General features: G+C 39.1%; 16 protein-coding genes. 3 read left to right on the top strand and 13 right to left on the bottom strand.

Annotated elements, in window-relative coordinates; genetic code table 11:
* Window positions 1–8 precede the first annotated feature (8 nt).
* The 8 genes from H7U19_RS12840 to H7U19_RS12805 form a co-directional block, all read right to left on the bottom strand.
* Entirely contained in the window at window positions 9–1,976 is a 1,968-nt protein-coding gene (locus tag H7U19_RS12840) for a leucine-rich repeat domain-containing protein (RefSeq protein WP_186563001.1), read from the bottom strand.
* A 166-nt stretch (window positions 1,977–2,142) separates the two neighbouring features.
* A complete protein-coding gene (gene rluF, locus H7U19_RS12835; RefSeq protein ID WP_186562999.1) occupies window positions 2,143–2,895 on the bottom strand; it encodes a 23S rRNA pseudouridine(2604) synthase RluF in 753 nt (250 codons plus the stop codon).
* Between the two features lie 20 nt (window positions 2,896–2,915).
* Complete coding sequence (locus H7U19_RS12830; protein ID WP_186562997.1) at window positions 2,916–3,743, bottom strand: alpha/beta fold hydrolase; 828 nt, start codon at window positions 3,741–3,743, stop codon at window positions 2,916–2,918.
* Entirely contained in the window at window positions 3,744–4,112 is a 369-nt protein-coding gene (locus H7U19_RS12825) for a cupin domain-containing protein (RefSeq protein WP_186562995.1), read from the bottom strand. It lies immediately after the preceding gene.
* An 8-nt stretch (window positions 4,113–4,120) separates the two neighbouring features.
* Entirely contained in the window at window positions 4,121–5,104 is a 984-nt protein-coding gene (locus tag H7U19_RS12820; RefSeq protein ID WP_186562993.1) for a YitT family protein, read from the bottom strand.
* Window positions 5,105–5,108: 4 nt separating this feature from the next.
* Entirely contained in the window at window positions 5,109–5,663 is a 555-nt protein-coding gene (locus H7U19_RS12815; RefSeq protein ID WP_186562991.1) for a hypothetical protein, read from the bottom strand.
* A gap of 130 nt (window positions 5,664–5,793) precedes the next feature.
* Window positions 5,794–7,335, bottom strand: a complete 1,542-nt coding sequence (locus tag H7U19_RS12810; protein WP_186562989.1) for a helicase HerA-like domain-containing protein — start codon at window positions 7,333–7,335, stop codon at window positions 5,794–5,796.
* Between the two features lie 57 nt (window positions 7,336–7,392).
* Window positions 7,393–8,121 (bottom strand): hypothetical protein, encoded by a 729-nt coding sequence (locus H7U19_RS12805; protein ID WP_186562987.1) that lies wholly within the window; start codon window positions 8,119–8,121, stop codon window positions 7,393–7,395.
* A gap of 113 nt (window positions 8,122–8,234) precedes the next feature.
* Between H7U19_RS12805 and H7U19_RS12800 the strand changes: the two genes are divergently transcribed.
* The 3 genes from H7U19_RS12800 to H7U19_RS12790 all read left to right on the top strand — a co-directional run bounded on the left by H7U19_RS12800 (window position 8,235) and on the right by H7U19_RS12790 (window position 18,534).
* Complete coding sequence (locus H7U19_RS12800; RefSeq protein WP_186562985.1) at window positions 8,235–8,864, top strand: 7-carboxy-7-deazaguanine synthase QueE; 630 nt, start codon at window positions 8,235–8,237, stop codon at window positions 8,862–8,864.
* A 281-nt stretch (window positions 8,865–9,145) separates the two neighbouring features.
* On the top strand, window positions 9,146–17,956 hold the full coding sequence (locus tag H7U19_RS12795; RefSeq protein ID WP_186562983.1) for a fibronectin type III domain-containing protein: 8,811 nt from the start codon (window positions 9,146–9,148) through the stop codon (window positions 17,954–17,956).
* Between the two features lie 263 nt (window positions 17,957–18,219).
* Window positions 18,220–18,534, top strand: a complete 315-nt coding sequence (locus tag H7U19_RS12790; RefSeq protein ID WP_186562981.1) for a DUF202 domain-containing protein — start codon at window positions 18,220–18,222, stop codon at window positions 18,532–18,534.
* A gap of 3 nt (window positions 18,535–18,537) precedes the next feature.
* Here H7U19_RS12790 and H7U19_RS12785 read toward each other — a convergent pair whose 3' ends face one another.
* The 5 genes from H7U19_RS12785 to H7U19_RS12765 all read right to left on the bottom strand — a co-directional run bounded on the left by H7U19_RS12785 (window position 18,538) and on the right by H7U19_RS12765 (window position 25,494).
* A complete protein-coding gene (locus H7U19_RS12785; RefSeq protein ID WP_186562979.1) occupies window positions 18,538–18,993 on the bottom strand; it encodes a hypothetical protein in 456 nt (151 codons plus the stop codon).
* On the bottom strand, window positions 18,993–19,508 hold the full coding sequence (locus H7U19_RS12780; protein WP_186562977.1) for a DUF4468 domain-containing protein: 516 nt from the start codon (window positions 19,506–19,508) through the stop codon (window positions 18,993–18,995). Before H7U19_RS12780 ends, H7U19_RS12785 begins: the two co-directional genes overlap by 1 nt.
* A 98-nt stretch (window positions 19,509–19,606) precedes the next feature.
* The gene (gene yiaK / locus H7U19_RS12775; RefSeq protein ID WP_222597434.1) at window positions 19,607–20,626 is read right to left on the bottom strand and encodes a 3-dehydro-L-gulonate 2-dehydrogenase; all 1,020 of its coding nucleotides are present in this window, start codon (window positions 20,624–20,626) and stop codon (window positions 19,607–19,609) included.
* Between the two features lie 129 nt (window positions 20,627–20,755).
* Window positions 20,756–24,094 carry a bifunctional amidotransferase subunit GatB/aspartate--tRNA ligase AspS gene (gene gatB/aspS / locus H7U19_RS12770; RefSeq protein ID WP_186562975.1) on the bottom strand — a complete coding sequence of 1,113 codons (3,339 nt, stop codon included), beginning with the start codon at window positions 24,092–24,094 and terminating at the stop codon, window positions 20,756–20,758.
* Window positions 24,094–25,494: an amidase family protein gene (locus tag H7U19_RS12765; RefSeq protein ID WP_186562973.1), complete on the bottom strand. Its 1,401-nt coding sequence runs from the start codon at window positions 25,492–25,494 to the stop codon at window positions 24,094–24,096. Before H7U19_RS12765 ends, gatB/aspS begins: the two co-directional genes overlap by 1 nt.
* Window position 25,495: the final 1 nt, after the last annotated feature.

Raw genomic sequence — 25,495 nt, 5'->3', positions numbered from 1 at the left:
AAACTAGCTTATTTTGCAAATTTCTTAACAAGTTTTCCTTCACCAAAAATGGCTTTTAGAATATAAATACCATCAGGTAAATCGCTAATTTCCAAAATACTTGAATCGTTTTGCGCTTTCACTTCTTTACCCATTATATCAAAAACACTTAAGTTTTTAAGCGTAACGTTTCCTGACGACACGATTCTTAGTTCATCAGAATTGGTAATTACTTTTATACCATGTTCTAATTCAAAATCTGATGCACTTAAATTGGCATCTTCTGTAACCATATTAAAATTTGTCCATAGCGCTCCCGAATTTGTTACATAGACACCTGTAGTACCTGTTGGGATATGTAAGTCGATGGTGCCTCTATTTGTAGCAAACGTATCCATAAAATCGGCTGTGGTTGTAATGGTTGGTGGGGTATTGGCTAGTGAGGTAACATCGGTTAACGGATTGTTATTAAAAGCTCTTTCCCCAATTGTAGTCACATTTTCTGGAATGGTTACTGTTGTTAATTGGTTTGATCGAAAAGCAGCAGTTCCAATAGAAGTAATACCGTTTGGAAGTGTAATACTCGTTAGGTTATTTTGCAGGAAAGCACTCTGTGGTATGTCAGTCACACCATTTGGAATGGTTACACTGGTTAAATCATTATTCATAAATACACTTTGACCAATAGAGGTTAGTGTATTAGGAAAATTTATACTTGTTATATCGTTATTTTCAAAGGCAAAATCGCCTATACTTGTTAAATTATTTGAAAGGACAAGAGTGGTGATATTATTATTTTGAAATGCAGAAGTTCCTAAACTTGTAACATTATCCGGAATTGTAACACTGGTTATGTCATTTATAGAAAAGGATGCATCTTCAATTGTAATAATACTTGTAGGTATGTTTACGCTCGTTAAACCACAATTGTTGAAAGCATAGGCACCAATACTTGTAATGCCATTATGCAAAGGTGCGCTAGCTAGGTTTGGGTTGTTGGAAAAAGCGTTTGGTAAAATAACGGTAACACTTGAAGGGATGGTGACACTGGTTAAGTTCTTCTGAAAAAAGAATCCAACTTCTGTAACATCATAAGTTATACAACCTCTAGTGACTGTTGCAGGTATAACAACATCGGAACCTCCAGCCGTATTATAGCCCCCGGTTCTTACCGTATTACTTGATAAAATAGTATAAGTTATATGATCCACAATAAAGAAACCCGTTAGTCCTTCGGCCACACTATTGAACCCCGTCCAAGTCGCACTTGCATAAGCGCTAGCTGTATTGGATGGTATAGTTAGATTGATGTTACTTCTGTTACCAAAACTATCAGAACTTACATTTGGACCCGTTGGAGTATCTATTGAAGGCGGTGTTGAATTTTGTGAAATAACACAAGTTAAAGGGTTTCCAAAAAATGCACGCGTTGCAATACTGTTGACGTTACTAGGTATAGTAACGCTTGTTAATTGGTTATTAGAAAATGCATTAGAACCAATTGCGGTAACAGAACTAGGTATGTTAATAGTAGTTAAAGCACAACTAACAAAAGAAAATGGAGCAATATCAGTTAAATTAGCGCTAAGCGTAACGCTTGCTAATTGAGGGTTTTCTCCAAAACTTAGATTGCCTAATTGTGAAACACTATCAGGAATGGTAACACTGGTTAATAAGTTACTTTGAAATGCCCTATAACCAATAAAAGTAACCGAATTAGGAATAGTTACGTTAGTTATTTGAGCACCTGTTGTGGTATTACCAAGAAAGGCCTGATCACCAATCACAGTAACAGTGTACGTTATCGAGTTATTACTTACCGTTGCTGGAATAGTAACTGACGAGCTGCCATTTGTGAAATCATAACCTGTTATTTGTACCGTGTAAGGAGGCGTAGCACTTATTACTTGATACGTAATAAAGTTGTCCGTAAATGTTTGGGAAAACCCAACGACATAAATAAATAAAGCGATTAAAATAAGTAGATTTTTTTTCATAAGTACCATAAATTTGGGTTAATAATGGTACTAAAGTAGGGCTGTGGGTTGTTGTGTAATACACCGAATATTTTTTCGAAACCTTTGAAGTGATATCCGTTTAGGTTGGCTTAATATTCGTCGTCTTTTGAAATTTTATGAAAAAACAATGGAACTTGGACTCTGGTTAATGCCTTTTTTTGGGTTCGAAGAGTTTTGAAGAATCGCTCAGTAAATCGGTTAGCTGTCTAAACTCTTCGGAAGTTAATTCTCTATATTTACCAACCGGAGTATCTAATTTAATATTCATTATCCGAACACGTTTTAACGTTTGTACCTCGTAATTCAAATAATCGCACATACGTCTAATTTGTCGGTTCAGCCCTTGCGTCAGGACAATTTTGAATTTAAATGTGCTTAGTTTTTCTACCTTACATTTTTTAGTCCGTTGCTTTAGTTCTTCCAAATAAATCCCGCCCGACATACGGTTGATAAAGGTTTGCGAAATAGGCTTATCCACCGTAACTACATATTCCTTTTCGTGATTATTACTGGCACGAAGAATTTTATTGACGATATCCCCGTCATCCGTCAGAAGAATTAAACCTTCACTGGGTTTGTCTAATCTTCCGATAGGGAAAATGCGTTTTGGGTAATTGATAAAATCAATAATGTTGTCTTTTTCTACGGAAGTGTCAGTAGTACAAACAATTCCCACGGGTTTATTGAAAGCGAGGTAAACAAACGAATCTTTAGTGTTTTTAATGGTTTCACCATCCACGGCAACCACATCTCCCGAGGCAATTTTTGTGCCCATTTCAGGTACTTTCCCATTGATGGTTACGCGTCCGGCTTCAATAAGCTTGTCCGCTTCCCGACGGGAGCAATAACCTACTTCGCTTAAATATTTATTGATACGTTTTAAAGGTGTTTCTGCCATGGCTCAAAAGTACGATAAACTTAGTCGTTTAGAAAGTCGAGAATATAGCCATACACCTTATAAGAGCGCAATCTATGCCCTAAACTTTCTGTTTTTATCAACTTGGCATTGGGATATGCCCTATAGTTTTCAAGGGCATTCTTAAACGGTATCACATCATCCATTTTGTCATGAATGATTAGCCCTTCGGCTTCGATTTTGCCCAAGAAATTGGAAGCTTTGTAGTGGTCCACAGTATGTCTAAAATGTTCAAGAAAATAATCATGCATAGCACTTATAACCTTGCTGTTATAGCCCATCAAATCCACATAATGTTGCACAAGTCCTGCAAAATTGGAAGGGGAGCCCATAATTACAAATTTTTTGATGGATTGCTTTTTGTAGCTCTGAAGTGCCAAGGCAACCGAATTACCGCCAACAGAATGTCCTACAACATAATCAATATCAAAAGCCTCCATAACAGTATGTATACATTCAGAGTACAGAATTGCATTAAATATTTTACTGCCGGATGCACCGTGTGCAGGAGCATCCACGGCGATAATCGAGTAATCCTCTTTTTTTAAAAGTTGTATTAAATCCTTCCATCGGAAGGCATTGCTTTCCCAACCGTGAACCAATAAAACCGTCGCTTTTGAACCTTTCCAATGGTAAGTTCTAAATGAAAAGTCATCATGGTTTAAATCTTGGATAGATGCACTTTGAAGGTAGTCGAATGCCTCTTTATCTAGCCTGCCCTTTCGTGGTGTTGAAAATACTTTAACGGCCAATTTGGCTGCATATTTCGATGAAAAATAGCTGAGAAAGTTTACAAAACTTCCAATTATTCTGGGAAGATATTTTTCCATTTAATCTTCCCGATTTACTAGATCCATTGAAAAGGCTGGGGTGCAAATAGCGATGTATTCACAAACTTGATCAAAGGGGTTGGAATATTGAATTCTGGTGTTTTTTTCAATTTTAATGGATTGCCCACCTTCCAAAACAATGGTTTCGCCCTCAATAATAAACTGCTTTTTTCCGCTGATGATAAATGTATATTCATCAAACTTGGGGGTTTGAAAAGGCTCACTCCAACCGGGTGGGGCTTTCATATGGGCTATGCTAATTTCTGGGTTTCCATTGGTGGCATTTCCAAAATGCTCTTTTATGATTTTTCCATCATCTGTAGGTACTGCAAAGGGATTTTTTTGAATGGTATATTTCCGAGGCATCATATTAAAACTTAGTGGTTGTCTTTTAAAGGCTTCTTTTTTATCATGCCACCTTTTAAATCTTTTACTACGCCCATTATGATAAAGGCTTTACTATCAATTTTATCAATTTCAGTCTGCAATTTTGCCAATTCTAAGCGGGTAATAACAGTATAAATAATGTCTTTGTCAAAACTTTCGCCACTGCTACCATAACCCCCTTTTCCAGCATAAATGGTACAAGCGCGTCTTAACTTTTGGGTTAGCATAACTCTCATTTCCTTGTGCTTATTGGATATAATGGTAACACCAACATATTCCTCAACACCATCTACAACGAAATCCACTGTTTTTGCCGCCGATAGATAGGTTAAAATGGCATATAGAGCCGTCTCTACAGATAGTACGTAAGCTCCAACCGAAAATATGATGATATTAATAATCAGTAACACATCGCCTATGGTCAATGATAATTTTCTCCCTAAATAAATGGCCAAAACTTCTGTGCCGTCAATTACACTGCCACCTCTCATTGACATCCCGATACCCAGCCCAAGAAAGAAACCTCCAAATACTGCGATTAGTAATTTGTCCTCAGTAATTATCGGATATTTGACAAAATGAACCACAATGGCCAAGAATGCAATGGCGACGATACTTTTAATTGCAAACTTATTTCCAATAGTTCGTGAGGCTAGGTAAATAAACGGCAAGTTGACTATTACTAAAAGTAGACCCAGCTTCAATGGGGTAACATTTTCAAGAAGCAGAGAAATACCCGTGGCGCCGCCATCAATAAAGCTATTGGGCAATAAAAATCCTTTTAGGCCAAAACCGGCAGAAAAAACGCCGATAGCAATAAACATGTATTCTTTAATGGCGTGGGTGACTTCAACATGGAGGCGTCGTACAACAGGCTCTATTTCCTTTTTGGTAACAGGGGTATTTGACGGTCGTTTTTTTTCAAGACGTTTTCTTGCTACATCTACTAATATTTTGGATAAAAAAGGGTTCATAAGTTTAGTGCCAGTTAATGAAAAAGTATTTAATCTTTGCGTTATCAGGGATATGCGTAGCTTCAATATTTAGGTCCATATCGAACCTTAAATTTGGGGGCAGTTCCTTTTTGTCGATAGTGAAACTGGCGTTGATACTGTTCACGGTCACTACGATAGAATTAATGAGGTTGTCAATCCTCGAAATTTTATAGTTATCCGCGATGTCCTTAAAAGTGCTTAATGCTGAAATGTTTTTATCCGTTTTAAAACGCTCGTCCATAATCTGAACGGTTTCAATCACCGAAACAGAATCTAAAGCTTGGGAAGGGGTGAGGGATAATAAATGTTTTCCACCCTTTTCATAGATTTCTATCTGATTTTTATTTCCGGTGAATTCATCGCCTCCGATGCGTTTTACTACGGAATCGGTTTTGAAAACCCATTCAATATCTTTCACGAATGTAGAATCTGTCAATAGTCCAACATGCCGTTTTGAGATTTCGAATGGATCCTGTTCTTTTTTACAGGAAATCAAAATGAATAGAATGCAAATACCATATAAAATGTTTCGGGTCATAATATGTTTTATTAAATAAAATGTCACATTGAGCGCAGTCGAAATGCTAAAAAAACTCTTATTATAATGCCTTCGACTGCGCTCAGGCTGACATTCGTTCACTACACTAATTTTTAGATGTAATTAGTTTTTATTTCATCACTTTGGTCAGGATACCAAAAACACTTCGAATAAACGTGGCACTGGTCAATACCTTAACCACAGGGTTCATACGTGTACTCCGTCTTCTGGAAGATGTTTTTCGTTTTGCTTCGGCCTTTTCTAGTTCTTCTTTTTCCTTTCTGGCTTTTTCTTTTGCCTCTTCGGCTTCCGCCTTTTTTATCTTTTCGTTAAGCAGTTCGTATGCGCTTTCCCTGTCAATGGTTTCATTGTATTTTTTGGCCAATTTCGATTTGGAAAGGAGTGAAGCTAGTTCAGTTTCCGTCAACACGTCCATACGGCTCATCGGTGCGCGCATCATTGTCGCCGCCAATGGGGTAGGGCGTCCTTTTTCGTCCAAAGCCGAGACCAAAGCTTCACCAATTCCTAGTGAAGTCAAAACTTCAGTGGTATCGTAGTAATCTGAATCAGGGTAGTTTTGCGCAGTTAATTTTATCGCTTTTCTGTCCTTTGCCGTAAACGCACGTAAGGCATGTTGCACTTTGAGTCCTAATTGCCCCAAAACAGCTTCCGGTACATCCGTTGGATTTTGAGTGACGAAATATAAACCCACCCCTTTACTACGAATGAGTTTTACGATGCTTTCAATTTGGTTTAACAGTGCCTTGGAAGCCTCGTTAAAAATCAAATGGGCCTCGTCAATAAATATGACCAATTCAGGCCTGCCACTATCGCCTTGTTCAGGAAATGTAGAGTAAATTTCTCCTAATAAACTCAACATAAAGGTTGAAAACAGTTTTGGCCTATCCTGAATATCCGTCAATCGGATGATATTGATATAGCCCCTGCCTTCTTCGTTAATTCGCAACAAATCATCCACTTCAAAAGAAGTTTCACCAAAAAATAAATCTGCGCCTTGTTGCTCCAATTCAATAATTTTCCGAAGGATAGCTCCTGTTGAAGCGGTAGAAATACGTCCGTAAGCTTCGGTAAACTCTTCCTTGCCTTCGTTTGTGGCATAATGCAGAATCTTTTTAAAATCTTTTAAATCAAGAACCGGTAGTTTATTGTCGTCGCAATATTGAAACAGTACTGCAACTACGCCTGATTGGGTTTCGCTCAAATCCAAAATTCTGGATAATAATACTGGGCCAAATTCACTCACGGTAGCTCGAAGTCGAACACCATTTTGCTCGGATAAAGTCAAAATTTCAACTGGGAAGGGTTTTGGCTCAAAAGGTAGTCCAATTTTTTCGTGGCGCTCGTCAATTTTTGGGTGTCCGGGACTCGGTTGTGCCAAGCCACTTAAATCTCCTTTGATGTCCATCAGTAATACAGGTACGCCTTTATCGCTCAAATTTTCAGCCAAAACCTGAAGGGATTTTGTTTTTCCGGTACCTGTGGCTCCCGCAATCAAGCCGTGCCGATTCATGGTTTTAAGTGGAATCTTAACATGTGCTCCAGCAATCGTTTCACCATCCAACATTGCGGCGCCAATCGGGATAAAATCGCCTTTGGTAGCGTTGCCCTCAGTAATGTATTTAAAAAAGGTATCCTTGTCCTTCGTACTCATATGCTTCAATTTTGCATAAAAATACAGGAAATTGCCAGAAAATTGGAGGGGATGGTATTATTTTATTCTTTCAATGTAGATATTGGAGGTGCCTGCGCTACGCATAACTGCTGGAGCCGAATTGCCACCTCTAATAGTCTGTACGCTGATAGTTTGCCCAGCGGCAATATTAAAAACCTCGGTAATGTGCAACGAAGCCTCCAATTGGTTGTTGGCATGCCTAACGTATCCTGTGTTTCCAATTGTTCCCGTAGGTGTGCCGTTAATAGCAATTTGTGCTTCCACGGACACCCTTTGATCTGTGTTTCCCGCAATAGCGGGAACTCTGTATGCAATATTTACCGTTATGCGATAACGGCCTGAAGTATTGATGGTTAAAGTGTTTCCAGCTTGGTTATAGAGTGTCGTATCATCGTTCCATTCTAAATTACCAAAAATGGGAACGTTGGCGTATGCCCCATTATTATTGATGTTTGTTGCCGTGTCTGTATTGCTGTATTTTACCGAACTATTATGGGAAATTTTGCTCCAATCCGGAGTTACTAAAGTGCCGCAATTAAATTGAAATTCACCAATATCGGTGTTGTAGACCATAAGACCATTCGCCGGATTGGCAATAGCATTAATCTGGGCTGTAGTTAATCTGGGAATTAGAATGCCCTTATCTGTCGATTCGATATGCAGTACTGACGACGCATCAGGGTTGGTCGTGCCAATACCTACTTGGGCTAAACCAAGATGGCAAAAGGCAATAAAAAGCACGAGCACATAGGCTATTTTGTTCATTCTCGGGGTTTGAGAGATTAGCAATTTATACTAAAAATCGACGTAAAGATATAAAAATCCGATAAAACGCAAAGAAATCATAAAAATATTTGAATTTGTATCTTTGCCAGCCAATGAAAAAAGAGATTCAAAATTTAGTAGATAAGGGCGAGATGTTGCCTTTAATGGAGGAGTTTTATACCATACAGGGTGAGGGCTACCACAAAGGCACTGCGGCTTATTTTATCCGTATTGGAGGTTGTGATGTCGGTTGCCATTGGTGTGATGTAAAGGAAAGTTGGAATGCCGAAATTCATCCACCCACCGAAACTCAAAAAATTGTTGATAATGCGAAAAAATATAGCAATACCATTGTAGTTACTGGTGGTGAGCCGTTAATGTGGGATATGACTGCATTGACAGCCAAACTTAAGGCAGAAGGTTTGCAAACCCATATTGAAACGTCGGGAGCCTATAAATTAACCGGAATTTGGGATTGGATTTGCTTGTCGCCAAAAAAGTTGAAATTGCCCACTCAAGAGGTTTGTGAAAAGGCCGACGAGTTAAAGGTTATTATATATAACAAAGACGATTTTCGCTTCGCAGAAGAGCAGGCCTCCAAAGTCAATAAAAACTGTATTTTATATCTCCAGCCCGAGTGGAGCAAACGTGAAAAGGCCGTGCCAGCTATTGTGGATTATGTGATGGCAAACCCCAAATGGAAAATTTCCCTACAGACACATAAGTATTTGAATATTCCCTAAGTTTTTGGTAACCAAATACTTATGTGTTTTTCATGACCATTGGCCCTATTCAATTTTTATTCCTACGTATATTTATCGCCCAAGGTAGCATAAAGTGGAATACTTTTTTGAATCTAATGAATGTAAAAACTTACGTCTAAAATATTTCCCTTTTGGCGGTTTTATTTCTTCAAGCTAAAAACTTAAGCCATATTTGAGAAAACCAGTTAATAACAATACTAACTTAAATCAGCCTATCACTTCTGGCTGCTTTAAGTTATATTTTTTTTCACATTTCAACTATGAGAAAGAAACCTTCCAAGTTTTTAAAAGCCCCAATTCTCCTTTGTTTTTACTTTTTAATTTCTTTTCAGGCCATAAATTCCCAGAATGTTGTCTGGGAAAAAGCCAGTCCTGGGAAAAGGGTACTTTCTAAAAATGGTGCAACCTCTGAAGTATATAGTCTTAAGCAGAATGCTTTTGAACAAAAGCTAACGTCTATATCTGCCTATCAACCTATAATGCTAGGTTTTCCGGTTGACAATGGTAAGCTGTTGGAGTTTCGCATTAAAGAGACAAATACAATGCATCCAGATTTAGCGGAGAAATTCCCTGATATTAAGAGCTATCGAGGCATTTCAACAGATGGGACCAATAAATCAATTGCGTTTACATATTCTTCTAAGTGGGGTTTCAAAGGGGTTTTTGAAAGTGATTTGCACGAAAAAAGAGAGATTAGGAATTTGGGGAGTGCACTTTATGAGTTTGTGGTTAATTCTGCCTTAAATGATGACGCTACATTTATATGCGAAATGGAGGACTATTTAAGGCCAAATAGTTTTGCAAGTGGAATTTTAGATAGAGATGTAGATGATGGGAACCTCAGAAGATATCGTTTAGCGCTTTCAGTGAGTGGGGATTATTCTCAGGTGTTCCTGGATGGTTCGGAAGTGGACGATAGCGAAAGAAAAGCGAAGGTCATGCAGGCGATGGTAAATTCCGTGAACAGATTAAACGGTATTTTCGAACGTGATTTTGGCATTACCATGCAGTTAATTGCCAATTCTGATGCCTTAATATTTCTAAATCCTTCGACCGACCCATTTACAAGCGGGATCAGTTTAAGAAGCCAATTGGTAAGTACTTTAAATAATGAGCTTTCCGACAGCGATTATGATGTAGGACATTTATTCCATAAAGAAACCAATAGAAAATATGGTAATGCCGGTTGTATTGCCTGTGTTTGTACCGATGGGCAAAAAGGGCAGGCCTATAGTGTTCATGGAAATCCAGATACCGACGATATGAATCTATTGGCGGCTCACGAGTTTGGTCACCAATTTGGAGCCTATCATACACAAAGTAGCAGAAACTGTAGAAGTGGTCTAAATAGCGAGGTAGAACCTGGAAGTGGTAGTACTATTATGAGTTATGCCGGTATCTGTGCGCCAGACGTACAACCCAGTTCTGATGATTATTTTAATTACACCAGTATAAGGGATGTAGCAATTTGGACAATTGACAATTCCAATTGTGCGGAATTAATACCAACTAATAATAATGCCCCAGTTGTTGTTGAAGGGGCAGATTATGTTATTCCGAGAAGTACAGCTTTTGTGTTGGAGGGAAGTGCTTCCGATCCTGACGGGAATGAAACATTGACCTATTGCTGGGAGCAAAACGACCCGGAAGACCCAAATAGTACAGTTTCTCCTATGTCCACCAATACTTTTGGACCAATGTTTAGATCTTTGCCACCAACCTCTGATAACAAAAGATACTTTCCTAGGTTGGACGATATCTTGGCCAATAACTTGAATACGACATGGGAAGTTCTCCCTTCAGTATCAAGAAGGCTAAATTTTGTTTTAACTGTAAGGGACAATGATTTAATTGGGGGGCAGGTAGCAGCAGATGCAATTGCTGTTGATGTAGATGCCAATGCAGGACCCTTTAATGTTACTTCTCAGGCAGATAACACCGAAGTATGGACGGTAGGGGATGCTGTTACTGTTACCTGGGATGTGGCTGGGACAAATTTATCACCGATAAGTACTGAACAGGTGGAGATATTATTGTCAATCGATGGAGGGGCCACATTTTCATCCAGTTTGTTAATTACGGATAATGATGGAGAGGAAACCTTTAATTTACCTGATGTTGAAGCTACATCAAGCGCGCGGATAATGGTCAAGGCCGTTGATAATGTGTATTTTGCAGTCAATCAGGAAGAGTTTGCGATCCTAAAATCGGAATACGCAATTTTATCAGGTGAAACTCATGTTGACGCATGTAATTCTGAAGACGCCATATTTAATTTGGAATATAAAACTTTCCTCGAATTTGAGGAAGAGGTGGGTATTTCAGCCTCTAATTTACCAACAGGAGTTAATGCCACGTTTTCCGTAGATACATTCAGCGGAACGCATTTGGATGGTACCCCTTTTATCGTAACCTTATCAGGATTAGAAGGACTGGATACAGGAACCTATAACTTCTCTGTTGATGGTCTGTCTGGAACTTCCAATATTGTTAAAAATATTAATCTTCAATTTACTATATATACAGCGAATACGGTTGCAATAAATTTGGTTTCACCTATTAACGATGCTACTTCAGAGGCATTAGAAGTGGATTTGATTTGGGATGAAGATGCCAATTCAGTGTCATATCAGGTACAAATTGCAACTGATGATACCTTTGTTGATGTTATTGAAGACTTTGTTACAAATGAAACTACATTTCAGCCTTCAGGCTTGGAAGGCAACCAAAAATATTATTGGAGGGTAAAGTCTTTTAACCCTTGTGGGTCTTCGGATTTTTCTCCAGCTTTCAATTTTTCAACGCGATGTATTGCACCAACCGATATTAGTTTGGTTTCAACAGAAATTGAATCTATTGAAATAACATGGGAGGATGCATCAAGCACTTCCTCATGGACGGTGGAGTATGGTTTGGCAGGCTTTACATTGGGTACCGGGATTGTGACTCAAGTAAATCAAAAGCTATTTAAAGCGGAGAGTTTAGCATCTGGAACAAAGTATGATTTTTATGTATCCGGAGATTGCAGTGTTGGGGGCAGTAGTACGTACCTTGGACCATATAGCGTTTATACAAAATCGGACTATTGTGCAGGAGACCTCTTTTATGATTCGGGCGGAGCAGACGGCAATTATGAAGACAATGAAAGTATTACAACCCAAATTGCCCCAGATAATGAAACAGATAGGGTTAGGGTGTTCTTCAATACCTTCGACGTGCATAGTGGATTTGATTATTTGTCAGTGTACAGTGGAGAGGATAATACCGGAAGTTTTTTAGGGGCGTTTACTGGTTCTGAGTTAGTGGGTCAAGAATTTGTATCTACACATGATTCTGGTGCGCTAACATTTGTATTTACTTCAAACAGTTTTTTAAACTTTAGTGGTTGGGATGCAACCGTTTTTTGTGAGGAAAAACCAAATTGTTTTGAGCCAGTTGATTTTACTGCATCTGAAATAAAAGGAGATGAAGCTAGCTTTGTATGGACGGGAGTTGGTGACGAAAATAGTTGGGAATTGGAATATGGGCTGGACGGTTTTTCTCAAGGAAATGGTACAAAAATAACTGTTAATGAGGAGTTGGTAACAATTTCAGATTTAATACCTCTGACGGCCTACGATATTTATATCAGAACAATTTGTGATGTTGGTGGATTTAGCGAAACTGTAGGCCCATTGAAAATAACAACCACTGAATTGTGTTCAACGCCTTCAAACCTGCGTATTACTAGCTTCACTAACGACACGGCAAACGCCGAATGGGATAATTTGAATAATGACGTTTCTAGTTGGGAATTAGAGTACGGTGATTTTGGATTTGTTCAAGGGACAGGAACTTCCCAGGTCGTAAATGAAACAAATGTTGCAATTACTGGTCTGTCATCTAATACTCAGTATCAAGTATACGTTAGAGCTAGTTGTGAGGCTGAGGGGGATGGATTTAGTGATTGGATCGGCCCAGTCGATTTTACTACTTCCCTTGACTATTGTGGTGGAGATAGGTTTTATGATTCTGGGGGTCCAAATGGAAATTATGCCAATCGGGAAAATACCTTGACCACAATTCATCCGAATACTTTAGACGAAAGAGTAAGGGTAATGTTTAATAGTTTCTTGGTGGAAACTTGTTGCGATCGCTTACGAATTTTTGATGGGCCTGATGCCCAGTCTCCTTTAATAGGGACATATACTACTAATCCCGGTACAATCGTCTCGTCCCATGAGAGTGGTGCATTAACGTTTTTGTTTACCTCAGATGGTAGTGTTACAAGAAGTGGCTGGGAAGCTACGGTAATCTGTGAATCAAAACCCAACTGTTTAGCACCAACTAATTTCAGCTATGGCAATTTGGAAGCAAAACAAGTGAGTTTAGATTGGCAACAGGCAGATAGTGAAACTAGTTGGACTGTTGAATATGGTGTGGCAGGTTTTGTTTTGGGAGAAGGAAACGAAGTGACCTCAAATACCACAAGTAAAATATTAACTGAATTGACACCAGAAACAAGTTATGAAGTTTACATTAAGGCAAATTGTACCGAAGGTGGATTCAGTGATATAGTAGGGCCTCTAAGGTTTACAACGCCTGTGGCTTGTTTTGTTCCTCAAAATGTTAACATAACAGCAGTTAGCACAACTAGTGCTGACATTACATGGGACAATGGTACAGGCAATGAAAATGAATGGGAGATTGCTTACGGTGTACGGGGATTTCAATTGGGTAATGGAACTCGCTTGGTAGTTGCAGAAAACGAAGAAACTCTTGAAGGTTTGATCTCTAACACTGAATATGATGTTTATGTCAGGGCCAATTGCGCTGATGACGGGTACAGCGATTGGTCATTTGTAAAGACTTTCAAAACAGACTGTGAATCGTTGCTTGCGCCTTATACAGAGAGTTTTGTTACTACCAACGTCATCCCAGATTGTTGGGAGCAGAGCAGTAATGGAAACTGGAGTTTCAATACCTTTGCCAGTTCGGGAGCGTCCAATGTGCAGGATAGGAATCCTTTACGGAATTCCAACTATGCTTGGTTAGATGGGTCTTATAGTGCATCTAACGGTGATTATATATTATATTCGCCTTGGGTGGATATCTCGTCCTTAACCCTACCGGCTGTAACTTTCTCTGCTTTTAGTAAGAATATTATTAATGAAGTTTACAACACCCTATATGTTACTTTGCGAGACTCGAATGGGGTTGCATTTGAAGATATCATTGTAGTTGACGGAGATACGGGTATTTGGAAAGATTTTGTAATTGACTTAAGTACGTATGCGCTAACATCAAATGAAATTCAGGTAGCCTTTAAGGTTCGTTTAAACACCCAAAGTAGCAGTAAGCGATATAATGATATCTTGGTCGATGAGGTTAGTTTTGATGAGTTGCCATCATGTACTAATCCTATAAATCCAGTAATTACGAATATTTCGGGAAAATCTGCAGAATTCTCGTGGGAGGCTACAGATGATGAAACCAATTGGGAAATACAATATGGCTTTGCTGGATTTACATCAGGTGAGGCCCTGACTGTGTTTACTACAACTACTACTTATGAGTTTAGCAATTTGGAGCCCGAGAGAGCTTACGACGTTTACGTAAGGGCTGTTTGCGATATAGGTAATGCTAGTGAATTTATTGGACCTGTTAGGTTTACTACAACAGAATTATGTCCAAGGACTACCAACTTCAATTTTGTTTCCTCAACAACTTCCACAGCGTCACTTTCATGGGATGATTTACCAGATACTTCAGGTTGGGAGGTAGAATATCATACAAATTTCTTTACTCCGGGAATTGGAACTGGTACCACTCAGATGTCTAGTACAAATTCAATTAATTTGGAAAACTTATCACCTGATACCTTCTATTATGCCTATTTAAGAAGAAATTGTGGGGAGGAAGATGGTTATAGTGACTGGATGGGCTATATTACGTTTCGTACTCAAATATCCTGTTTTGTTCCTACAGGGTTAAGGTTTACCGATGTCACTAAAAACAGAGCTACAATCTTATGGGATGACAATGAGGATGTAGAGGAATGGGAAGTTGAATATCATACAAGTTTCTTTTCACCCGGAAATGGAGTTGGTGTAACGATCACTTCAACGACTAATACATTAGATATTGAAAACTTAACTCCCAGTACACTTTACTATGTTTTTTTGAGAAGTAATTGTGGAGCCGAAGATGGGTATAGTAGGTGGGCAAGTTATATAGCTTTTAGGACACCTTTAAGTTGTGCTGTTCCAACAGGATTTGTAGCCAAAGATATTACCAAGAATAGTGCCGTGCTGGAATGGGATAATGCAAGTGATGCCACAGAGTGGGAGGTTGAATACCACACAAGTTTCTTTTCACCCGGAAATGGAGTGGGAGCTACTGTAACCTCAGCAACCAATTCAGTATTGGTGGAAAATTTGTCACCCTTTACAAATTATTATGCATATGTGAGAAGTAATTGTGGAGCGGAAGACGGTTACAGCGCTTGGACGGGTTATATATTTTTCAGAACGCCATTGAATTGTGCGGATCCAGTAGGGTTTGTTGCTACGGATATTACAAAAAACAGTGTCATGTTACAGTGGGAAAACAATAGCGGCGCTGAAGAATGGGAAATAGAATACAACCCTGGATTCTTTACCCCGGGTATTGGTGTTGGTACAGTTATAACTACTACATCTACTCAACAAGAGTTGCAAAACCTATCCCCTGACACGAGTTACTATGCTTACATTAGAAGTAATTGTGGTGTAGATGACGGATTTAGTAATTGGATTCGTTACGTTTTTAGAACTGAAATATCCTGTAATATACCTACTGGAATTCTAATTTCTAATATTACCAGCAGCGCCGCAACAATGGAATGGGCCAACAGTAGTGACGCCAATGAATGGGAAATTGAATACAGTACTACAGCTTTTAGCCCTGGAACAGGTGTAGGAACTCAGGTTACCACCACCTCAAATTCATTAACCATTGATAATCTCCAGCAGGATACAAGGTATTATGTTTATTTCCGAAGTTATTGTGGTTTAGATGACGGTTATAGTAACTGGGTGGGCTATTATTCATTCAGAACCTTAGTGTCCTGTAGTGCGCCAACTGGATTTAGGTTGAATAGCGTTACTAAAAATAGTGCTTCAATAGAATGGAATAACAGTAGTGATACAAGCGAATGGGAAATAGAATACCATACCTCATTTTTCTCACCGGGTAATGGAGTGGGAACTGTGGTTTCAGCAACATCAAATGTTTTTACCATAGAAAACCTATCTCCGGATACTTTGTACTATGCATATTTAAGGAGCAATTGTGGGTCAGGTAATGGTACAAGCAATTGGGTAGGCTCTGTTTGGTTTAGAACTCAGGAATCCTGTGCAAGGCCTAACGGGTTTTCGGTAAGTTCACTAACTAAAAATACAGCGACGTTGCAGTGGGATACGGATACTAATGTCAACGAATGGGAAATAGAATACTATCCTGGTTTCTTCAGTCCTGGTTCTGGGGTTGGAGCACTTTCCACTGCTATAACCAATCAAATAGAGTTACAGGACCTCTCTTCTGATACGCTTTATTATGCCTACGTTAGAGGTGATTGTGGTACCGATGATGGCTATAGCGAATGGGCGGGTTACATTACCTTTAGAACCCAAGTTTCTTGTAACATCCCAACTGGATTTGTAGTGACCAATATAACCCAGAATACAGCATCCTTAAATTGGACAAATGGAGCTGATGCCGATGAATGGGAAGTAGAGTATAATACAGCTCCTTTTACTCCAGGGATAGGCGCAGCCACCAGTGTAAGCGCATCATCCAATACATTGCTTTTGGAGTCGCTTACACAAGATACACCGTATTACGTTTATTTAAGAAGTAATTGCGGTGATGAGGATGGCTTCAGCCGTTGGGTAGGGCCGATTAGTTTTAGGACGCTAATATCCTGTCCGGCACCCACTAATTTTAACGTGATCGGTTTAACGGATAATAGTGCGTCTTTAACTTGGGATGATGATGAGAATGCAGAAGGTTGGGAAATAGAGTATAGCACGGCACCATTTGTGCCTGGCAACGGAACTCTGGTAACTTCAATATCAAATTTGGTTAATCTGGATAACCTTGATTCAAGTACTACCTACTATGCTTCTTTAAGAAAGGATTGTGGTGAGGATGACTTCAGTAATTGGACACAGCAAATAAGCTTTACTACACTATGTGATACAGGTTCGGATAGTGATAATTTATTGGTAAACGGTAGTTTTGAGTGTGGCTATTTATCACCATGGACTGTAAGTGGTACTGCAGCTTTTTCTGGCTGCAGTTATAATTTTACCGTGTTAAATAATTCTGGTTCAATTTGTTCTATTGTAAACGAAGTGGTTCCTACTGACGGGAATTATGCGGCATTTACGTCGTTTGATGGTCAGGCCGGTTACGTATATATACTTGAGCAAAGAATTGACGTTCCTGCAGATATTGGTAGTGCAGATGGTGCCATATTATCTTTTGATTTTAAGGTAAATTATCAAATGACCTATAATAATCCAACTCAAGAAAGGATTTTTGAAGCAAGGTTTACCGACTTAAGCGGTGTGCAATTATTTCAAGTTGAGGAAATACGATTTGGATTAGATCCAGCTATTGGTCAAATAGAAAGTTCGTTCAGTGAAGATATATTGGCAAGTTTAAATGCGTATGCAGGGGAAACGATAGTGTTAAGTTTTACGGCATTCGTCCCTGAGAGTAATACGGGGCCTTCGAAAGCATTAGTGGATAATGTTTCATTGATCATTGAGGAATCGCTTTCAAGTTCACAAAATGGCCTAGGAAATAAAGATTTACTGGTCTACCCAATACCAAATAATGGTGAATTTATAGTGGAAAACAAAGCTGTAGGGTTAATCGAAACTATTCAGGTTTTTGATGTATCCGGAAGACTGATAAAAGATGAGAAGCTCAAAAAACCATTACGGAAGGCAAATGTAAGTCTACAAAATGCGGATGCAGGATTCTATTATGTTATTGTTGGAATAGAAGGTTCCAAGTACACAAGAAGAATAATTGTAGATTAAGAACTCTAAAAAAGGGGCATTTGGGTTGGAGTGCTCCTTTTTTATGTTTTTAGGTCGAAAAGCAAAAGAGAGAATTCATTCCCTTAATTGAAGACTTTTTAATAACCTCCAAAAAATGGAAAATATCATTGCAGACGAATAGGTATTTGAATATACCTTAGAACCCCGAAGTTGGAAGTGGGATATATTTTAAATTTTCCGTAAATTTATTTTGGAAACTGAAATCGGAAACTGTGGTGAAGCCCAACGTAAAAATCAGGAAAATGAAGCTATTGCGTTTTGGACGGGATTTTAAGCCGGACGAACGTGTCATCCTAAGGGACTACCTAGCTATAGAACGCACCCGTTTGGCAAACGAAAGAACATTGTTGTCGTATATAAGATCTTCCTTGTATTTATTGATAGGCAGTATTGCTTTCTTTCAGTTAAAGGAATTCCCGAATTTCAAATATTTAGCCCTTGCGTCTCTCGTGTTTAGTGCCCTGTTCTTTATCATTGGTGTTTTTAGATTTACCACCTTAAAGCGAAGTTTAAAGCGCTTGTATTATATGACTGAGGATTTGGAGAATAAGGATTAAATACTATTGATTTCTTAGAAATAATAGTTTTTTACCATTTTTAAGTTCTATGAAAATAGTGTCATTTTTAATGAGCCTTAACGATTTTCTTTCTTTTCGTTTTTCAAAAATCAATCTGTAAAGAATAATGTTTTCGTCGTCATCGGTAAATAAAGAATCCACTTTTTTTAAAGGGCCAAATTTATGAGACCTCACTTTGTTAACAAGAGTATTTGGATTAATACTATTTTCCGTTTTTATAACAGCTCCCAAGCCATTTTCTCTATTTCCTGAATATTCATAGAAATAGCCAACATTTATTAATAAATCATTTCGTTGATCTAGTTTTATGCGCGTAAACCCAAATTTTTCTTTTGGTGCATGAGGGTCAATGAAATCATAGTCATAATAGTGAGCGGCAGGACAACTAAATAAGATAAAACAGATTAAAACTAAGGATGATGTTCTTAGGTATCTCATTATTCAGAAATTAAATAATTATAAAAACTGCTATTGAGTTCATTCAAAACTTCAGGAATAACCTCTACATAAGATTTTGTTTTATAAATGACTTTCCCATTTTTGAAAAATTCTGCTCCATTTTTGAGGTCGAAAGGCTTCCATCCCATATCATATTTGCTGTTGACTTTGGTCTGAATTGATAGTGGTTCAAACTTGTATTGCCCCGTTTTAAAACTAATTTTGATGGTGAACCTCAAGTGCAAATGGCGTTTGTCAACTTTAATAGCGTTCTCTTTTAAACTGGTCATTTGAATATGGTGATTTTCAATTTTGCTATTGATAACCTTATCAGGGTTTTTATAGGTGGCTTTGATCCAGTTGAGGGTTTTGCTATATAATTCTGTTTCTGAAAGACTGTCCACTTGAACAACAACATGTTCAGGTGTCAAACCATTTTTGGTGAAGGTGAATCTGGTTTGGGTATAAGAGGCGTTACTGAATATTAAAAATGTAATAATAAATGTACTCCTCATCGTTATAAATTTTAAATTAAAACCCTAAAAAACTGCTTCAAAAAAAGATTGCTCTAAGACATAAAAACGTTATAATTAAATATTCCTTAGTTGCCTATTTATTGCAATAGCATCGTTATTTTATCCCAAATATTTTGGTTGACGGGAATACCATTTTTTAAGTTTTCAGATTTTCTGAGCAAACTTCGTTCTCCTGGATAATATGTTTTATCATCAGGATGTATGGGTTCCACATTATGAGTATAATCAATAATTTCATTTATTAATTTTTCTTGTAAAGTCGTATCATTAAAAACTTCGGGATAAATACATAGATATACTTGAGAAATCCCAGTTTCTATTTCGTTTAAGCTAATTCTATAGGTAGAATTTCCTGCTGATAATAACGTAGCCAGCATATCTAAAACTATAGAAAGCGCTGAACCTTTCCAGAAGCCTATTGGTAATCCACGTTCTTTTTTTGAGATTTTTTCGGGATCTTTAGACAGTGTGTCGTTTTCGTCCCAACCGCCATAAAAGGGTAGCTTTTCTCCCTTTAGCTTATAGTCATTTATCTTTCCAAATGAAAACTGGGATATGGCCATATCCAAAACGATATTCCCATTTTTATGAGGAATAGAAACAATAAAAGGGTTGTTACCTATACGGCTATCTTTTCCTCCCCAAGGAGGCATGTTAGGTTGGGTGTTTGTAAAAAGTATGGAAATGCAACCAGCATCCGCTGCCTGGTTGCCATAACTTCCTCCCCTCATCCAGTGATTGGTGTTGCGCAAAGCTACCAAGCCTATACCGTATTTCTTGGCAAGCTCCGTAGCTCTATTTGTGCAGGTTATAGCATTGACCACTCCAGATCCAAAGTTGCCGTCCCATCGTTCTATACTGCCAAAAGCTTCTGCTTTTTTGGCTTGGGCATTTACGTTAATGATCCCTTTTTCTATGTATTCAATGAAAAGTGGTACGCGATTTATTCCGTGGGAATTCACACCAATCAAGGTGCTTTCAGTGTGCGTTTCGGCAATTAATCTTGCATTCTCTTCGGTAAACCCGTATTTCAGAAGTAGTTTACATAATGTATCCTGCATTTCATTTGCCGAAACCCGTATGATGTTTTCTGTCACTTTGATGAAAATTTATGGTGCATTAAGAATTAATCAAAATACAATGCCTACAAGTTACGATATATAGACCGTAAAACGAAAAGCCCCAGATTCCTCCGGAGCTTTTCAATTTTTGTTTTAGAAGTTAATCTATTTCTTAATCACTTTCACATTCATCTCCTCTACCTTTTTATCAGAAAGTGGGGAAGGGGAGCCAAACAATAAGTCTTCACTGGTACCAGTTTTTGGGAAGGCCATCACTTCGCGTATCGAGGCTTTTTTCTCTAAAATCATCATCAAGCGGTCCACACCCCAAGCAATACCCCCATGTGGTGGCGCGCCATAATGAAAGGCCTGGTACATGGTGCCAACACTTTTTAGCATTTCGGCTTTATCGTAGCCCATGTTTTTGTAAGTGGCTTCTAAAATTTCAGGTTTGTGAGCACGCACCGAACCACCGCCAATTTCGTAACCGTTCAAGATTAAATCGTATTGTTGTGCAATGATGCTTCCAATCTCATCTTCTTTGCCGTTCATGTGCTTTTCAATATCCTGAACCGCTGGCATCGAAAAGGGGTTATGGGTAAAAGTCCAGTTGCCTTCCTCGGTTTTTTCAAACATTGGGAAATCCACCACCCAAGCAGGTCGTAACTCTTTGGGGTTAATGAGTTTCAACATACGCCCCAATTCTTGTCGTACTGCATCCAAAGCCTTATTGGCCGTGGCATAATCCGATGCGGAAAAGAATACAATGTCGCCCACTTCGGCCTTAGTGGCCTTAATGATATTTTCGGCAATGGTTTCGCCTAAAAATTTAATGATAGGCGATTGTAAATCGTTTTCATTCACTATGATATATGCCAATCCTCCCAGGCCATGGTCCTGGGCAAGGGCGGTTAATTTCTCAATTTGCCCTTTAGATAGACGTTTGTTGCCTTGTTCCTTTGCAGATACTTTGATGCATTTTACGATACCGCCCTCATCAATAGGTTTACTAAACACTTGGAAAGTGGTGTCCTTTACAATGTCAGTGATATCTTTTAATTTCAGGCCAAAACGTAAATCAGGCCTATCGCAACCGTAGAAGTCCATCGCCTCTTTATAGGTGAGTACTTCAAACGGACGTAAAATCCATTTTTTGCCATAGATGGTGTTGACAATCTCATTAAAGAGTTTGGTGTTCAAATCAATGATTTGTTGCATGCTGGCATAGGCCATTTCAATATCCAATTGGGTAAATTCCGGCTGTCGGTCGCCACGGGAGTCCTCGTCCCTAAAACAGCGTGCAATCTGGAAATACTTTTCATAACCACTCACCATTAAAATCTGCTTGAACTGCTGAGGTGCCTGTGGTAACGTATAAAACGACCCGGCTTTTTTTCGTGTTGGCACGATAAACTCTCGTGCCCCTTCGTCAGTTCCCGCAGTTAAAATTGGGGTTTCAATTTCCAGGAATTCCTGCTCGTCCAGCATATCGCGCATCAGTTTAATCACCTTATGGCGATGCACGATGGCACGGCGCACATCATCATTCCTGTGGTCTAAATATTTATATTGAAAACGAACCGTTTCATTGGATTTATGAGCCCTTTTAATTTCAAAAGGCAAGGTTTTGGCCAAGTTTAAAATCTCTAATGCCGAAGTTTCCATTTCGATGGTACCCGTTCTTAGCGAAGGGTTATAGTCATCGGGGTTACGCCTTACCACTTCACCGGTAACCATAATGACCGATTCTGGTTTTAGTTTCACCAATTCGTCTAGGTTGGGGAAAGATTCCCTGCTTAATCGCACTTGGAAAATTTCATGACTAGAATCGCGCAAGTCAATAAACATCAACTCTCCGTGGTCGCGAACGCTGGATACCCAACCGGCTAGGGTCGCTTTTTTCGAAATCGAGGCCTCGCTTAAATCTGAAGCTTTGTGTGTGCGGTAGCGTTCCTTGATAACCATTGGGATTTCAGGCATCACATCGTCGTCGTAGGCTTTTTGCTCTTGGCTTTTGGCGCGCGATGCTTGGGCGCTAGATGTCTCGGTGAGATTGCTTTTAGCTCCTTCACCGGATAATTCATCCAAAATTCGCTGACGAATCACTTTTCCTGATGCCCCCTTTCCAATAATACCAATCACTTTGCCGACTAAAATTCCAGCTTTGCCTTGATTTCCGGCCTTTATATCATTGGCAATCGCTTCATTTTCAGTAATTACTTTTTTTATGGCATCATCGATCTGTGTATCCGAAATGGTATTGTCCTCAAAATATTTATTGTAATCGAAAGTGCGGTCTTTCAGATAGGCCGTAATCGCGTTTTGTACCAAAACCGAAGTGACTTTTTCTTCCTTAAACAGTTGAAAGATTTCAATCAAATGTTCAATGCGATGGATATCCCCATAGTCTTCCGCACCAATATTGTTCACCAAGGTTTTCGCCACAAAAGATGGGTCGTTGATGACTTTATTAATGGTTATAAACGTCTCAGAACGCAGGGAATCTGCGGTAAAGAATTTGGCATCTTGAGGCAAAACGCCACCGCCGATTAGAATACGTTCTACCGCAAAAGGCAGGGCAGAAGTGTCCACATCGATACGTTCAATGGCGTTTTTGATATTCACAAAAGGCAAATCGGGTTCGGAAATAAAACGGTAATCCGCCTCAAATTCCTTTTTCCGCATGGTTTTGGTCTGCTTCAAATCCGCATCAAATAGCACCGTGGTTTGATCAGGTCGAAACTCCTTGTGCTCCAAGAAATAGTTGAGCTGTTTTTCAACCTCTTCTTTTAAGGCATCCACCATAAATCGGAAGGAGTTGAGGTTTTTGATTTCCGTACGCGGATTTAAGTTGTAATCCCGCTTTCTTCGTAGTGACACCGACACATCGGATTTAAACTCGCCCTTTTCAAGATTTGCTTCTGAAATCCCTAAATTTTGAACAATACGCTGAATGTACTGCGCATAAATCGAAGCATCTTCAATATGACGAATACACGGTTCGGTAACAATTTCAATTAAAGGCACACCTGCCTTATTGAAATCCACCAAAGAGATATTTTTCTCGTGCATCAATTTAGCTGCATCTTCCTCAATATGCACCTGGGTTAAATTCACCGTAAATTGCGACCCGTCATTTCTAAAACATGATACCTGCCCATCAGGGATTATCGGATGATGGAACTGTGTGATCTGAATATTCTTTGGGTTATCCGGATACTCGTAATGCTTTCGGTCCCAAGAAATTACCTCGTTTTCAAAAGTAGATTTTACGGCTTTTCCAAAATAAATCGCTTTGGTAACAGCCTCCTTGTTTATGGCCGGAAGCACACCCATTTGTCCGGTACAAACTGGACAGATATGTAGATTTGGTGTCTCCGTTTCCTCATTTGGGCAGGAACAAAACAACTTGGTTTTCGTATTCAGGCGCACGTGGGTTTCCAGTCCGATAACCAGTTCCAGTTCGTGCTTTTTTAACAGCTCATTTAATTGTTCCAGTTCCATTATATCGTATCTTTTAAGAAGTTAGCAAACTTCAAAACAAGTGCGTCGTTTCTTTTTGAAGCGGTGATTTGTAGTCCGGTTTCTGTGCCCTGAGGTACGGTTAATGTCGGTAGTTGCCCTAGGCTAAATCCAACGGTATAAGCATCAGAAAGGTACATCGCCAATGGGTTTTTTAAACTATCCCCAATTTTCGGTGGGGTACTTGGAGTTACCGGCGATAATATCACATCCACTTCCTCAAAATCTTTTTCAAAATTTTCCGAAATGGCATCTCTCAATGCCAGTCCCTTCAAATAAATCTCATCTGAAAACCCTTGAGACAATACTTGGTTGCCTCCAACAATTCGCCGTTTGGTTTCTTCCGAAAAATTCTCGGAACGGGTTACCGAATAAGTTTCTTTTAGGTTATCGGCCTCAATCCGATTGCCATAATTGGTGCCGTCCAAACGGGAAAGGTTGGATGCGGTTTCGGCCATAGCTAAAGTATAATAAGTCGATACCAAAGTATTCGATTCAAAAAAGTCCAAGGCTTTTACTTCGATACCTTTTGCTTTTATTTTTTCGATGACAGCTAAAAAATCAGCTTTAATTTTGGCGTCAATAGCTTCACTTTCAATAAAGTTTTTGAAATAGCCAACGGTTTTTACGTCATCTGAATTTGAAATACTATCTTCTGAAATGTCTTCTGATTCAAAAGTTGTTTGGTCCTTAACATCACGACCGCTCATCACATTCAACACAATACGAATATCCTCAATGGTTTTAGCAATCGGTCCCACACAATCCGTGGATGAGGCATAGGCCATCAAGCCGTAACGTGAAATGCGCCCATAAGTGGGTTTCAAACCGTAAACCCCATTATATCCAGCCGGTTGACGTACGGAGCCTCCGGTGTCGCCCCCAATGGAAAACACCGTAAAATCCTTGGCCACATTTACGGCAGAACCACCACTGGAACCGCCACCCACCAACTCGGGGTTTTTGGCATTTTTCACCGCCCCAAAAATGGTGTTTTCACTGGAAGACCCATGGCCGAAGCTATCGCAATTTTCCTTTACTATTGGAATTGCCCCGGCATCCAATAATTTTTGAATAGCAGTTGCAGTATATGCCGATTTATAATTTTTCAATAAATCCGAACTGGCTGTAGTCAAAGTGCCTTGCACCATGTAAACGTCCTTAATGCCAAAGGGAATACCTTCCAACAAACCAATGGTTTCGCCATTGGCAATTTTGGCATCCACTTTTTTGGCTAAATCCAAAGCCATGTCGTCCAATAAGGAATTCACCGTGTTATGGGAGTTGGGCCTTAAAGCTTCCAGTTTTTCCTGAACCAAAGCAGTGCAGGTGATGTCCCTGTTCACCAATTGCTGATGAATATGTCGTATCTGCGAATCCATA

Origin of the sequence: Hyunsoonleella aquatilis, assembly GCF_014270105.1 — a bacterium.
GTDB lineage: Bacteria > Bacteroidota > Bacteroidia > Flavobacteriales > Flavobacteriaceae > Jejuia > Jejuia aquatilis.
This window is presented reverse-complemented; position numbering and strand designations above follow the sequence as displayed.

What these genes read in the sequence shown, in the direction of transcription:
- H7U19_RS12805 (WP_186562987.1), bottom strand. Translation starts at nt 8,121, where the DNA reads ATGAACAAAATAGCCTATGTGCTCGTGCTTTTTATTGCCTTTTGCCAT.
- gatB/aspS (WP_186562975.1), bottom strand. Translation starts at nt 24,094, where the DNA reads ATGGAACTGGAACAATTAAATGAGCTGTTAAAAAAGCACGAACTGGAA.
- H7U19_RS12780 (WP_186562977.1), bottom strand. Translation starts at nt 19,508, where the DNA reads ATGAGGAGTACATTTATTATTACATTTTTAATATTCAGTAACGCCTCT.
- H7U19_RS12765 (WP_186562973.1), bottom strand. Translation starts at nt 25,494, where the DNA reads ATGGATTCGCAGATACGACATATTCATCAGCAATTGGTGAACAGGGAC.
- H7U19_RS12815 (WP_186562991.1), bottom strand. Translation starts at nt 5,663, where the DNA reads ATGACCCGAAACATTTTATATGGTATTTGCATTCTATTCATTTTGATT.
- H7U19_RS12810 (WP_186562989.1), bottom strand. Translation starts at nt 7,335, where the DNA reads ATGAGTACGAAGGACAAGGATACCTTTTTTAAATACATTACTGAGGGC.
- H7U19_RS12800 (WP_186562985.1), top strand. Translation starts at nt 8,235, where the DNA reads ATGAAAAAAGAGATTCAAAATTTAGTAGATAAGGGCGAGATGTTGCCT.
- H7U19_RS12840 (WP_186563001.1), bottom strand. Translation starts at nt 1,976, where the DNA reads ATGAAAAAAAATCTACTTATTTTAATCGCTTTATTTATTTATGTCGTT.
- H7U19_RS12785 (WP_186562979.1), bottom strand. Translation starts at nt 18,993, where the DNA reads ATGAGATACCTAAGAACATCATCCTTAGTTTTAATCTGTTTTATCTTA.
- H7U19_RS12830 (WP_186562997.1), bottom strand. Translation starts at nt 3,743, where the DNA reads ATGGAAAAATATCTTCCCAGAATAATTGGAAGTTTTGTAAACTTTCTC.
- H7U19_RS12790 (WP_186562981.1), top strand. Translation starts at nt 18,220, where the DNA reads ATGAAGCTATTGCGTTTTGGACGGGATTTTAAGCCGGACGAACGTGTC.
- H7U19_RS12820 (WP_186562993.1), bottom strand. Translation starts at nt 5,104, where the DNA reads ATGAACCCTTTTTTATCCAAAATATTAGTAGATGTAGCAAGAAAACGT.
- H7U19_RS12795 (WP_186562983.1), top strand. Translation starts at nt 9,146, where the DNA reads ATGAGAAAGAAACCTTCCAAGTTTTTAAAAGCCCCAATTCTCCTTTGT.
- rluF (WP_186562999.1), bottom strand. Translation starts at nt 2,895, where the DNA reads ATGGCAGAAACACCTTTAAAACGTATCAATAAATATTTAAGCGAAGTA.
- H7U19_RS12825 (WP_186562995.1), bottom strand. Translation starts at nt 4,112, where the DNA reads ATGATGCCTCGGAAATATACCATTCAAAAAAATCCCTTTGCAGTACCT.